General features: G+C 72.5%; 6 protein-coding genes. 2 read left to right on the forward strand and 4 right to left on the reverse strand.

The window, feature by feature from the left end:
* The 3 genes from ACWC1K_RS49935 to ACWC1K_RS49945 all read right to left on the reverse strand — a co-directional run.
* A partial coding sequence (locus ACWC1K_RS49935) for an amino acid adenylation domain-containing protein (protein WP_450840780.1) occupies positions 1 to 3,646 on the reverse strand: 3,646 nt, incomplete at its 3' end.
* 86 nt (positions 3,647 to 3,732) lie between these two features.
* Positions 3,733 to 7,572: an SDR family NAD(P)-dependent oxidoreductase gene (locus ACWC1K_RS49940; RefSeq protein ID WP_450840782.1), complete on the reverse strand. Its 3,840-nt coding sequence runs from the start codon at positions 7,570 to 7,572 to the stop codon at positions 3,733 to 3,735.
* Positions 7,569 to 8,354 carry a thioesterase II family protein gene (locus ACWC1K_RS49945; protein WP_450840783.1) on the reverse strand — a complete coding sequence of 262 codons (786 nt, stop codon included), beginning with the start codon at positions 8,352 to 8,354 and terminating at the stop codon, positions 7,569 to 7,571. Before ACWC1K_RS49945 ends, ACWC1K_RS49940 begins: the two co-directional genes overlap by 4 nt.
* A 293-nt stretch (positions 8,355 to 8,647) precedes the next feature.
* Between ACWC1K_RS49945 and ACWC1K_RS49950 the strand changes: the two genes are divergently transcribed.
* Positions 8,648 to 9,451 carry an AfsR/SARP family transcriptional regulator gene (locus tag ACWC1K_RS49950; protein ID WP_450840785.1) on the forward strand — a complete coding sequence of 268 codons (804 nt, stop codon included), beginning with the start codon at positions 8,648 to 8,650 and terminating at the stop codon, positions 9,449 to 9,451.
* 18 nt (positions 9,452 to 9,469) lie between these two features.
* Here ACWC1K_RS49950 and ACWC1K_RS49955 read toward each other — a convergent pair whose 3' ends face one another.
* Complete coding sequence (locus ACWC1K_RS49955; protein WP_450840787.1) at positions 9,470 to 10,981, reverse strand: tryptophan 7-halogenase; 1,512 nt, start codon at positions 10,979 to 10,981, stop codon at positions 9,470 to 9,472.
* 309 nt (positions 10,982 to 11,290) lie between these two features.
* Here ACWC1K_RS49955 and ACWC1K_RS49960 point away from each other — a divergent pair, with 309 nt between their 5' ends.
* Positions 11,291 to 13,582, forward strand: a complete 2,292-nt coding sequence (locus tag ACWC1K_RS49960) for a DPP IV N-terminal domain-containing protein (protein ID WP_450840789.1) — start codon at positions 11,291 to 11,293, stop codon at positions 13,580 to 13,582.
* The last annotated feature ends 313 nt before the right edge of the window (positions 13,583 to 13,895 follow it).

Genomic DNA, 13,895 nt, shown 5'->3' on the forward strand with positions numbered 1-13,895 from the left:
TCCACGCCGCCGCCAGATCCGGCAGCAGGATCCGCCACGAGACACCGTCCACCACCAGGTGATGCAGCACGACGATCAGACGGCCCGGAATGTCCTGCCCCGCGTCGAACCACACCAGCCGGCCCATCACACCCGCGGCCGGATCCAACAGACCGGTCGCAGCATCGAGTTCGGCCTTCGCTCGCTCCAGCCAGGCCTCGTCCCAGACCCCGTCGCACTCCACCCGGTGCAGCAGCGAACCCACGTCCACCGAGCCGGGAGCGGCGACCGTCATACCGTCGCCGACCAGCCGTGAGCGCAGCACATCGTGCCGGTCCCACACCGCCCCGACGGTGGCGATCAGCCCGGCCTCGTCGATGTCCACCGGCAGCTCGGCCACCGCCGACATGCTGAACCGGCCGTAACCACCACCCAGTTCGAGCAGATACCGGCTGATCGGCAGCAACGGCTGGAACCCGGCCCCGCCGCCCTCCAACTCCTCCAGGACAGCGGTCGCGGTACCGCGCTCCGCGGCCACGGCGGCCAGGGAGGCCACCGTGCGGTGCTGGAAGACCTCCCGCGGAGTGACCTCCACGCCCCGCGCCCGCGCCCGGGAGACCACCTGGATGGAGCGGATGCTGTCCCCACCCACGGCGAAGAAGTCGTCGTCCACACCCACCCGGTCCGCGCCCAGCACCTCCGCGAACACCCCGGCAAGCACCATCTCCGCCTCGGAGGACGGCTCCCGGTACTTCTCGCCCCGGAACACCGGCTCGGGCAGCGCCTTGCGGTCCAGCTTGCCGTTCGGGGCCAGTGGCAGCCGGTCAAGCACCACGAACGCCGACGGCACCATGTACTCCGGCAGCCGCCCCGACACGAACTTGCGCAGCTCCGGAACCGACACACCCGCCGTCAGATCGACGTGCAGGTCGCCGATGCTCTCGGCGGCGCCGAGGTCCGTGCCGAGGACGCCGACCGGCACCACATACCCGACGAGCTGCTTGGAACGGCCGCTCTGATGAATGGTCACGGCGGCCTGGGCTACGCCGGGGTGGGCGGTCAGGGCCGCCTCCACCTCACCCGGCTCGATCCGCAGACCCCGGATCTTCACCTGCGCGTCGCCGCGGCCGACGTACTCCAGCCGTCCCTCGCGGTCCCACCGCACCAGATCCCCGGTCCGGTACATCCGCGCACCCGCCGGCCCGAACGGATCCGGCACGAACCGCTCCGCCGTCAGCCCGGGTCGGTCGTAGTAGCCGCGCCCGACGACGCCCGCGACGTAGAGCTCGCCCACGACTCCGGGCGGCACGGGCCGCAGTCCCTCGCCGAGGACGTAGGCGCGCATGTTGCGCAGGGGTTCGCCGATCGGCACGCTGCGCGTGGCGTCCCAGTCCTGGGCCGCCTCGACCGTGAACGTACCGGCGTAGAAGCTCTCCGTCTGGCCGTAGCCGTTGACGATGCGCACCCCCGGGAAGGCCGCGCGCGCCCGCTCCACCAGCGAACCCGGCAACGCCTCACCCGCGAACACCAAGGTGTCCACCGTGACCCTGCCGGCGATCTGCTCGAGGATCTCGGAGAACACCGACGGCACCGAACTGACGACACTGCCCCGCCAGCTCTCCCGCTCCGTCAACTCCAGGACATCACGGACCACTTCGACGACACCGCCACTCGTCAGCGCCGTCATCACCTCGAACACCGACACGTCGAAGTTGATGGAGGTGCCCGCCAGCATCCGCGAGTCACGGCCCACGCCGACCACGCTGGCCAGGCGCAGTACGCCGTTGACCACACCGTGGTGGGTGATCGCCACGCCCTTGGGGACACCGGTGGAGCCGGAGGTGTACATCACATAGGCGAGGTTGTCGGGGTGCAGGTCCACCGTGACAGGGCCCGGGTCGCCGCCGTCGAGGTCCAGGTCGTCCAGGAGGACCACGGGCACGTCGTGCCCGGGGAGCGTCGGCGCCGTCGCGGCGTCGGTCAGCAGCAGCGCCGGGGTGGCCTGGGAGAGGACCGCGCTCAGGCGTCCGCCGGGGTAGCGCGGATCGATGGGCAGATAGGCGCCGCCGGACTTCATGATGCCGAGCAGGGCGACCACCAGGTCCGCCGAGCGCGGCAACGCCAGCCCCACCACCGACTCCCCGGTCACCCCCCGCGCGATCAGGGCACGCGCGAGACGGTTGGCCCGCTCGTCCAGCTGCCGGTACGTCAGCCGCACCGCCCCGCACTCCACCGCAGGCGCGTCGGGGTCCACGGTGAGCTGTTGCTCGAACAGTTCCGGGATGGTGAGCGCGGGCGTGTGCGCCGCCTGACCGGCGAACCTGGCCAGCCGCTCACGCTCGCCGGGCAGCAGCGCGTCCGTCGCGCGGACCGGCCGGTCGGGTTCGGCGAGGAAGGTGTCCAGGAGCTGTACGAAGCGGGCCCCGATGTGCTCCACCGTGACGCGGTCGAACAGATCGGTCGCGTACTCGACGACGCACCGCATGCCGCCGTCGGCGGGGTCGACGGCGAAGTTGAACTCGAGGTCGAACTTCGCGGTGTGCGTGGGGACGGCCTCCAGGCGGCCGTGCACGCCGGGCAGGTCGAGGTCGATGCGGTCATTGCTCTGCCAGGTGAACATCACCTGGAACAGCGGGTGGTAGGCGGTGGAACGCTCCGGGTTGAGGACCTCCACCAGACGCTCGAACGGCGCGTCCTGGTTGTCGTACGCCGCCAGGGCCCGGTCCCGGACCCGCCCCAGCACCTCCCGGAACGACGGCGCCCCGGACAGATCCGCGCGCAGCACCCACGTGTTGACGAAGAAGCCCACCAGGTCGAGCAGTGCCTCGTCCACGCGACCGGCGATGGTGGCACCGATGGGTATGTCCTCGCCCGCGCCCAGGTGGTGCAGCAGCACCGCGAGGGCGGTCTGCATCACCATGGGCGTGCTCGCGCCGTGCGCGGCGGCGATCCGCTCCGCCGCCTCGGCCAGCTCCCGCGGGATCGGGAAGTCGACCATGGCTCCGCGGTGACTGATCACCGCGGGCCGCGGCCGGTCGAAGGGCAGCTGCAACTGGTCCGGGGAGCCCGCGAGTTCACCGCGCCAGTACTCCAGCTGGACGGCGAGCGGGCTGTCGGGGTCGTCCTCGTCGCCGAGCATCTCGCGCTGCCACAGCGTGTAGTCCCGGTACTGGACCGGCAGTTCCTCCCAGTCGGGTTCCCGGGACTCCAGTCGGGCCTCGTACGCCAGGGCCAGGTCGCGGGTGAGCGGCAGCATCGACTCGCCGTCGGCCGCGATGTGATGGATGTTGAGGACGAGGGTGTGCTCCTCGCGCCCCGTGCGGACGAGGGTGGCGCGCACGGGGATCTCCGAGGACAGGTCGAAGTGGTGGGCCACCGCCCGCGCCACCAGGGCGTCCGCCTCGTCGGGGGAGGCCTCGACCAGGGGAAGGCCGAGGCGCAGTTCCCCGACGGGTACGACATGCTGCGCGGGCACGCCGTCCTCGACGACGAAGACCGTGCGCAGACTCTCGTGCCGGATCACCACGTCCCGCAGGGCCGACGCCAGCGCGTCCACGTCGAGCCGGCCGGTCAGGCGCAGCAGGAAGGGGATGTTGTACGTCGCCGACGGCCCCTCGAAGCGGTCGATGAACCACAGGCGCCGCTGCGCGAAGGACAAGGTCGTCATGTGGGGTTACTCCTCGGTCAGTCGTCCTGCGCAGACGTGGTGTGCGGTGACGGGACGCCTCCGGTGACGGGACGCCGGTGGGCCGGTCAGCCGGCCCGGTGCCGGTCGATCGTCAAGGCCATGCCCGCCACGGTCGGGTTCTCGTAGAGCTCCTGCGTGCTCACCCGGACGCCCAGCTTCCGGTCGGTCAGCGCGAGCAGCCGGGTGGCCCGCAGCGAGTTGCCGCCGAGCTCGAAGAAGGACTCGTCCCGGCCCACCTGTGCGCGGCCCAGTGCCTCGGCCCAGACCTGGGCGATCCGGATCTCCAGTTCGGTCTCGGGCGGGCTGTGGCGGCGGCCCGGCCTGCGGGGCGCCGTGTCGCGCAGCAGTTGGGCCGTGTCCACGGCACCGAAGGGGTCCCGCGGTATGCGGGGCACCTCGGCGATGCGCACGGGCACGGGGCAGTCCGTCGCGCACGCGGCGACGGCGGTGCGGACGTCGTCGCCGGCGCCGCCCTCGGCGACGTAGGCGATCAGCAGCTCGCTGACCCGCAGTTGCGGGGCCGCGAGTTCCTCGACGATGTGCGGGTTGTCCCCGTCGAGACCGATGACCAGGTACGGGTCGGGCAGGGCCAGCGCGTCGAGGAACAGCCTGAGGCCGGTCTCCGGGTCGATCGCCCTGAAACCGCGGTTCTCGGCCGCGGCCGTCGACTGGCCACGGTTCATGCCGACCCCGGTCCACAGGGACCAGGCCAGACAGTGCACCGGACGCCGGCGCTCGTGGTGCCAGTGGTCGGTGAAGCCGGTCAGGAAGCTGTTGGCGGCGGAGTAGGCGCCGAACGAGTGGCCGCCGAACTCGCCGTTGACCGAGCCGAACAGCACGAGCGAGGCCTGCGGCCGGGTCTCCAGGGCCCGGGCTATGGCCAGCGTCCCGGTGACCTTGGCACGGTACTGCTCCGCGTAGGTCTCGGCGCTCTCGCGGGCGATCGTGTGCCGCTCCAGGTCGGCCCACTGCCCGGTCGGGTCGGCGGCCGCCAGGTGCAGAACGCCGTCCAGCGGACGGCCCCAGCGCTCCTCCGCCGCACCGATCGCCTTCTCCAGCGCGTCCGCGTCGGCGACGTCCACCTGCTCGTAGACGACCGAGTCGGCCGGCCCGAGCGCGCGCAGTTCGGCGAGCCGGGCGGCCTTGGCGCCGTCGGCGGGTGAGCGGCCCACGAGCAGCAGCCGGATGCCGTACGCGGCGATCAGACAGGCGGCGATGTCGTGGGCGATGCCGCCGAGTCCGCCGGTGACCAGGTAGTGCCCGCCCGCGGTCACCGGCGGGCCGGTGACCCCCGCGGTCTCCCGGGCGACGGGGGTGAGCCTCGGCTGCCAACGCCCGTCGGCGCGTGCGGCGACGATGCCCGTGCGTCCGGGGTCGGCGAGTTCGGCGCGCAGGGCCGGCGCCCAGCCGGCGGTGTCGGCCGGCAGGTCGAGCTGGCGCACGGGCAGCGGAGCGGCTTCGCCGACGGCGGTGCGCACCAGGCCGGTCAGGGCGCAGACGCCCAGGTCGATCCGGTCTCCGTCGTGGACATGCACGGCACCCCGGGTGACCACGAGCAGTTGCGGCCGGCCGAACTCCCCGTCGGCGAGCGCCGCGACGAGCGCGGTCAGCTCCGCGGTGGCGGTGGCCAGCCGCTCCTCGGGCCCGCCCGCGAGCGACAGCGGCAGCGCGAACACGACCGAGGCGAGGCCGCCGTGGAGGGCGGTCACGGTCGACAGCAGGCGGTGCAGTGCCCCGCGGTCGGTCGCCGGAACGCGGAAGCGGTACGGCGTCTGTTCGGTGAACTCCTCGCCCCTACGGGCGGTGACAGCCGTCACGTCGATGCCGAGGCGGTCGATGTCGTCGTCGGCGGCGAGCACCAGGCACACCCCCGGGGCCCCGGCCGGGCGGGCGTCCGCGGCCCCGGCCCGGGGCCCGGCGAGCCGTGCCCACTGCCGTGCGAAGAGCCAAGTGTCCTCCTGCGGCTCCTCGTCCTGGGCGGAGGCGGACACCCGGTCGGCGAAGGCACCGGCCTTGAACCGGGCGACCAGCGCGGGCCGTTGGATCTTGCCGTTCGCGGTCTTCGGGAACTCCGCCTCGGTGAGCGGGACGATCAGGTCCGGTGCGACCCCCGACTCACGGACGAGGACGGCACGCACCTGTTCGTCGGTGCGGGCCAGCGCGGCGGCGTCCCAGCTCTTCGGTACGTAGAACACGACCAGCTGGTCGGTCGAGGCGCCGGGCTCGCGCACGCCCACCGCCGCCGAGAAGGTGACCCGTACGCCGTCGACGCGCTCGACGACGCTCTCCAGCTCGTGCGCCATGTAGTTGGTGCCGCGGACGATGATCTGGTCCTTCTTGCGGCCCGCGATGACGACCTCGCCGTCATGGACGAAGGCCAGGTCCCCGGTGCGGAACCAGCCGTGCTCGTCGAACCCCTCCCGGTTGGCCTCCTCGTTGCGGAAGTAGCCGGCCATGATCGTGGGTCCGGTGATGCGCAGCTCGCCCATGCGGCCCGCGGGCAGGATCCGCCCGGCGTCGTCGACGACGCGCAGGCGCACCCCAGGGATCGGCCGGCCGACCCGGGTCAGGACGACGGCGTCCTGGTCCGCGGGGTCGAGGTGGCGGATGGTGCCGCCGAGCGAGGCCGGGTCGACGGCGACGGTGCCCGCGGTGTGGTCCTCGCGGCTCTGGCGGGTGTAGGTGACGCCCGAGCAGGTCTCGGACATGCCCCAGCAGGGGACCATCGCGTCGGCGGGCAGCCCGTGCGGAGCGAGGAGTTCCAGAAACCGCCTGCTGGTCGCCGCGACCACCGGCTCGCCGGCGTTGACGACGTCGCGCAGACGGGACAGGTCCCAGGAGCGTTCGCCGATCTCCGCGGCCCGCTCGATCACGAGCGCCATGGCGAAGTTGGGCGCCCAGGTGTTGGTGACGCGGTAGCGGTCCGCCCAGTCGAGCCACAGCAGCGGGTCGGACAGGAAGTGGTCGATCTTGGCGTTGACGTGCAGGCACTGCAGGAACACGTCGCGCACGTTGTAGTAGACGACCGTGACGTGGTCGAACGGCATCCAGATGAGGCTGATGTCCTCGGCGGTCAGGCCGCAGTGCTGGACGACCGCGTAGGTCCGCGACACCACGCTGGAGTTGGTGTGCTGCACGCACTTGGGCACCCCGGTGCTGCCCGAGGTGAGCAGGTTCAGCACCGGCGAGTCGGGGGTCGCGGGGAACCACATGGTGTCGGCCTCGTGCCGGGCGAGCTCCTCGACGGTCAGGATGCGCACGTCCGGCTCGTCCCACAGGGCCCGCACCCCGGCCAGGGCGGCCTCGGTGGCCGCGTCGGTGACCAGGACCGGCCGGTCGAGCAGCTGCCAGGCTCCGCGCAGCTTGCGGTTGGCCTCGTTCTCCGAGGTGTACGTCGTGGCGACGGCCACCGGGGTCGGTACGAACCCGCCGAGCACACAGGCCCAGAAGGCGGTGAGATAGCCGCGGTTGGAGCCGAAGACGAACAGGGCCGCGTCCCCCGGCCGGAGGCCTGCGGCGCGCAGCCCGCCGAGCACGTGCTGCGCCTCGACGAGCAGCTCGGCATAGGTCTGCAGGACGTCGTCGTTGCCCTCGGTGATGTACACCGTGCCCTTGGCGGGGGCCTGTTCGGCGGCACGGCGCAGCCCCTCCTGCAGCGTGCGGGGCGCGTCGCCGGGCAGGTGTACGTCGCCGCCGTACAGGTCGGCCGCGGGCAGGTCCGCCTCGGCCGGGGTGCGCTCCACGACGGGCGGCGCGGCCTGCTCCGTCCCGCCCGGGCGCGGCGGTGCGGCCACCCGTACGCCCTTGCGGGCGACGGCGGCCGCGTCATGGACGCCGGGTACGGCCCCGACCGCCTCGGTCAGGGCCCGCAGGACGTCCTGGTTCAGCGGGTCCACGGCGCTCATGCGGTCCTCCCGGCAGCCGCGGGGACGGGCATCCGGCCGACGATGAGGGAGACCACCGGGGCGGGGTCCTCGATGAAGTAGAAGTGGCCGCCGGGGTAGACCTCGGCGGTGAACGCACCGGTGGTCTGCTCCCGCCACCGCACGACCTCGGCGCGCGGTGCCCGCGGGTCCGCGTCGCCGCACAGCGCGGTGATCGGGATGTCGAGCGGGGTGCCCGGCTCCAGGCGGTGCCGCTCCCAGAGCGTGAAGTCGGCCCGCAGGACCCAGAGCATGGCCTCCATGGCGTCCTCGTCCTCGACGAGTTCCTCGTCGACTCCGCCCAGCGCGAGGATCTCGGCGTAGAAGTCCTCGTCGGACAGCTGGTGCAGCTGCCGTACCGCGGAGGCGCCCGGTGCGGGCTGCGCGGACAGGAACAGCTGCTCGGGCCCCCGCGCCCCGCGGTCGCGCAGCGCGCGGGCCAGTTCGAAGGCGAGTGTGGCGCCCCCGGAGTGCCCGAAGAACGCGAACGGCAGGTCGAAGACGGGGCGCAGCGCGTGGGTGAGCACGTTCACGAGCGGGCCGACCTCGGTGAACGGGTCCTCGGCGATCCGGTTCTGCCGCCCCGGCAGCTGCACGGCGACCAGCTCCGTGTCGGCCGGCAGCAGCGAGGCCCAGTCGGCGTAGGCGGCCGCGCCGGCACCCGCGTGCGGGAAACAGATCAGCCGCCGGGTGGCTTTCGGCCGTTTGGCGCGCCATATGTACGGGCTTTCCGGGGCCAGTTCCTGGATTTCCGAAGGAATCATCTGCGGGTTACTCCTCGCACGGTTTTCTTGTACGGGAAACCGGCTATACGGGAACCGGCTGCACGGGAAGTCGACCTGGAAGACCGGTCCGCGGAAAACACGCAGACATTCCTGGAATCCACCCCCGTATGACGACCCATACCTTCCGCCCTGCGCGGCGCCGGAGTCAAGCAACTTCAAGTACCGCACGGAACAGTTGGGTTCCGGCCACGGCAGGTGCTGTCCTGGCGACAGGACAGCCCTATAAGAGAACTCTGACCAACTCCCGTACAGCTCTGAGGACAGGGGTTTCGATGGAATACGGCATTCTGGGTCCCGTACGGGTGCAGGACGGCGCGAGGGAGATCCCGCTGGACGGGGCGAAACAGCGCACCGTGCTGGCGGCCCTGCTGCTGGCCGAGGGGGCGGTCGTCGCCGACACCGGGCTCAGCTGGTTCCTGTGGGGCGACCGGCCGCCCGCCACCCTCACCGCGCAGCTCTACAACCACGTCTCCCGGGTGCGCCGCGCGCTCGGCCCCGAGGCCTGCATCACCCGCCGCGCGCACGGCTACGAACTGCGCACCGGGAGCGCCCTCGTCGATGTTCTGGAGTTCCGGGAGCTGGCCGGGCGGGGCAAGGCCGCGCTCGCCGACGGGAAGTACCGGGAGGCCTCCGACCTGCTGCGGGCAGCGCTCGTCCGCTGGCGCGGGCCCGCGCTCGCGGGCGTCTCGGAGCATCTGACCGCCGCCGAGGGACCGCCGCTGGAGGAGGCCCGCACCACCGCCCTGGCCGGCCGGATCGAGGCCGACCTCGCGCTGGGCCGGCATCCGCGGCTGCTGCCCGAGCTGACCCGGCTGGTCTCCCAGCACCCCCTGCATGAACGTTTCCGCGCCCAGCTGATGACGACGCTCTACCGCTGCGACCGGCAGGGCGAGGCCCTGGCCGTCTACGACCGGGGCAGGCACCTGCTCGCCCGTGAGATCGGCGTCGAGCCCGGCCCGTTGCTGCGCGGCGTCCACCACGCCATCCTCACCGCCGACCCTCGCCTCTACGCGCCCCTCGGCCCCGCCGGCGCCCCCGCCGAAGCCCCCGGAGAGCGGCGCCGGGATCCGGCCTGAAGGCCCCAGGACCCGGGGTCAGGCACTGATCCGCCTCAGGAAGTCGTACTGGGTGGGCAACGTCTCGACCAGCCCCTGTGCCGTCCGCCGCACCGCCGCGAACTCCGCGCGCGCGACCGCGTCGTCGGCCAGGACCACGGCGGCCGGGGGGCGCACCTCGATGGCCCCGGTGCCGAGCAGCACGGTGGCGTACGCGTGCGCGGGCACCCCCTGCTGGTACGGCGGCAGGTGCTCGGCGCCGGGCAGCCGCACCCGCCAGTGCTCGATGCGCTCGGCCAGACCGTCCGGCACCGGCCGGGTCTTGGCGTCCCGCCAGTACTGCGTGTGGTCGCGCGCCGTGCCCTGGTAGAGGAGGGTGAGGAACTCCCGGGCCCCGTCCAGCTCCTGGGCGACGGCGGTGTTGTAGCCCTCCCTCAGCCGCGGGTGCCAGTCGGCGCCCGGGAAGTGCCGCACCAGCTGTTCCAGCGCGTGGTGGGTGAAGGACACCTGCGTCGTCTGGAGCGGCTCCACCCGGCCGGCGGCCGCCGCGACGGCGACGCAGTTGTGCCGCCACGCCGTCAGGCTGCGCCCGGTGGCCAGCGGAGCGTGGACGGCCTCGGCCCCGGCCGCCTCCGGCCCGGCGAACTCGCGCAGCGTGCGTTCGGCCTCCTGGGGCGTGCAGTACTCCTGGGCGTACACGTAACCGGCGCCGATCCGGCTGCGCAGCGGAACGGTCCGGATCCAGCCCGCCGCCTGCGCGGTGACGGTCGTGTAGGGCGGAATGCCGTGGGCCTTCATGTCCGCGGGCACATCGAGCGCGACCACGGCGTCGCCGGGCAGGGAGTTCTGGTACGACAGCCAGGGGACCTTGAGCGCCTGGCGCAGCAGCAGCCCCGCCGTACCGGTGCAGTCCACGAACAGGTCCCCGTGGACGGCCCCGTGCCGCGCCGTCACCACGTGGTCGATCCAGCCGCGCGCATCCAGCCGCACGTCCAGGACCTCGCCCGTCAGACGGCGTACGCCGCGCTCCACCGCGTAACCGGCGAGGTACCCGGCCAGCGCCCCGCCCTTGAAGTGATAGCCGTAGGGACCCGTCGCCGGCGCGGTACCGGGCAGGGCCGAGTGGGACGCACGCGGGCTGCGCCCGGCGTCGCACAGCCACGCGGCGACGAAGCAGTCCCGGTCGAAGCGCCCGCTCGGACCGTTGTGCAACCACCACTCGGTCAGCGGGAACCCGCCGGCCTCCCGGGCCCCCTCGAAGGGGAGGTAGAAGTAGTGGTCGGGGCGGCTGAAGTCCTGGAAGCGGACGGCCAGTTTGTACGTGGCCTCGCAGGCCGCCATCCAGTCCTCCTCCGCGAGGCCGAGGACCTCGAAGAAGCGCCCCAGATCCCCCAGGCTCGCCTCGTCCTCCTCCACGGCCTCGGCCGCGCCGGGGTCGAGGAGGGTGACCGAGACCCGGTCGCCGAATGCGGCTTTCAGATACGAGGCGGCCATCCAGCCTGCGACGCCGCCACCGACGATCACGACATTGTCCGGGTTCCGCGCACTCACGCCAGCACCTCAATTCCTGTGTTCACTTGTGAACCTGTCCGGTCTCTTTCCGTCCCGCCCGGCCACTGTCGCAGCCGGATCTATACGACCTCTATATCCGGGCCGACTTCCATGTTTTCTCTGACCAGGTACGGGGGTTCGGGAGTTGGCGTCCACCGTGTTCTGTCCCGGCGACAGGACAACACCGGCGCCCATCGCCCGGGCTGGCCAAGAAAAGGGTGAAGTGGCGATGATGAGACGCCCCCTCCTCCGCCTCCTGCGATTCTTCTGCGGCTCCCGGGCGAATTACCCCAACGAAAGGGCTCACCGATGCACGGCACCCAACTCGATGTGCGGGCCTATCAGACGGCAGAGCGGCTGCTGCGGCACCACCGCAAGGAACTCGTCCTCGGCGACCGGGTGGCACCGCGCTGGCTCGAGGGCGGCGCGCGCTTCTGGTACTCCGTCTCCACGGACAGGGGGAAGCGGTTCGTCCTCGTCGACGTGAAGGCGGGCACGCGGCAGGACGCCTTCGACCACGAGAGGCTGGCGCGGGCGCTGGCACAGGCCTCCGGGCAGAGCGTGGACGCCGCCGCACTGCCCTTCCCCGTGATCCGGCCCGGCGACGGGGAGGTGGAGTTCGACGCGTTCGGCGAGCACTGGCGGTGCCGGCTGGCCGACTACACGTGCGAGCGGACCGCGGGACAGGCGCCGGGCAACCCGCTGGAGGTGGTCTCCCCGGACGGCCGGCACGCGGTGTACCGCGCCGGGCACGACCTGCGCGTCCGCGCCCTGGACGGCACCCGCGACTGGGCGCTCACCAGCGACGGCACCGAGGACCGGGACTACGCCGCCAACCCGGACTACCTCATGTACTCCACCCTGCTCGGCAAGATCGGGCTGCCCCATCTGCCGCCCGCCGTGGCCTGGTCGCCGGACGGCACCCGGCTGCTGACCCACCGCACGGACCAGCGCGGCGTGCGGCGCACGCACCTGCTGCGCGCGGCCCCCGCCGACGGCGGGGAACCCTCCTTGCTCAGCCCGCGCTACGCGGTCGCCGGCGACGAGCACATACCGCTGGCCGAGTTCGTCGTGATCGACATCGAGACCGGCACGGTCACCCGTGCGCAGGGCGAGCCGGTGGGCATGTCGACGATGTCGCCGATCTTCCAGAAGTGGGCCTGGTGGGCCGCGGACGGCTCGGCCGCCTACTACCTCAGCCGCAGCCGTGACGCCCGTACCCTGAGCCTGCACCGGCTCGACGCGGCCTCCGGCGAGGTGAGCGTCGTCCTGAAGGAGTCCGGCCGGACCCGGGTGGATCCCGCACAGCAGCAGCTGCAGCCGCCCGCGGTCCGGGTCCTGACCGGCGGCAAGGAGGTGCTCTGGTACTCCCAGCGCGACGGCCAGGGCCACCTGTACCTGCACGCCGCGCACTCCGGCGAGCTGATCGTCCCGGTGACCTCCGGAACCTGGTCCGTGCAGGAGATCCTGCACCTCGACGAGGAGGAACGCGTCGTCTACTTCACCGTCGCGGGGCTGGTGAAGGAGGACCCGTACCGGCGCACCGTGTGTTCGGCGAACCTGGACGGTTCGGGGTTCGTCCGGCTCACCGACGACGGTCTCGACCACGTCGTCAGCCTCGCGCCGAACGCCGAGTACTTCATCGACTCCGCCTCCACCACCGGCACCGCCCCCGTGACCACCGTGCGGGACTGGGCGGGCAAGGTCCTGGTCGAGCTCGAACAGGCCGACATCTCCCGTCTCCTGGAGACCGGCTGGCGGGCGCCCGAGCGGTTCAAGGTCCGCTCGGCCGACGGCACGACCGACATCCACGGACTGCTGTACCTCCCGCACGGCTTCGACCCGGCCGAGCGCTACCCGGTCGTCGACACCCCTTACGGCCTGCCCACGGCGCCCCGCGTGAGCCCCTCCTTCGACCCCGGTCACTACGGCTACGACGCGGAGGCGCTCGCCGCCCTCGGATTCGTCGTCATCGCCGTGGACGGCCAGGGCTCCCCCGGCCGCGACAAGGCCTTCCACGACGCCTCCTACGGCAACCTGGGCGACGCCTGCGGCCTGGGCGACCATGTCGCGGCGCTGCGCGAACTGGCCGCCACCCGGCCGTGGATGGACCTGGACCGGGTGGGCGTCACCGGCATGTCCTCGGGCGGATACGCCGCCGTGCGCGCGCTGCTGAAGTATCCGGACGTCTTCAAGGTGGGCGTCGCCGAGTCCGGCATGCACGACTTCCGCTACCTGGAGCCGGTCCTCGGCGAGGCCTACCACGGGCCCTTCGACGCGGCGACCTACGCCCAGCTGTCCAACGCCGAGCACGCGGACCGCCTCCAGGGCAAGCTGCTGCTCGTCCACGGCGGTCTGGACGACCGGGTGCCCCCGCAGGTGACGCTGCGGCTCGCCGAGCGCCTGATCGCCCACGGCAAGGACTTCGACCTGCTCCTCGTCCCCGACGCCGACCACATCTACTTCGGCTACGAGCACTACGTCACCCAGCGCCGCTGGGACTTCCTGGTCCGCAACCTCCTCGGGGCCGAACCCCCCACGGGCTTCCGCCTCCCGCCGGTCCCCGTCGACATGGAGGCCCTGGCCGAGCTCTTCGGCTGACCCACCGCCACACCCCGCAGCACCCAGGTGCCCGTGCCCGGACCCCCCTCCGGCCACGGGCACCTGCTGCTTTCACCACGCGAGCACCCTTTCGGCCCGCCCCGCGCCTTCTTTCCAGCCCGGCCGGGGTTCTCCTGCCAGCCCGGCCGGGGTTCGTCCTTTCAGCCCGTCATGGGGGTCCCCCCGCTCGAGCGAAGCCGAGAGTGGGGGAGTTTGAGGACGAGGCCGTTCAGGCCGAAAGCGGGGGTCTGGGGGCGGCAGGCCCGGCCACCCGCAGCATCGGCACCAGCTGTCCGCACGCCCTCTACGACCT

The organism is Streptomyces sp. NPDC001492, from assembly GCF_053597275.1.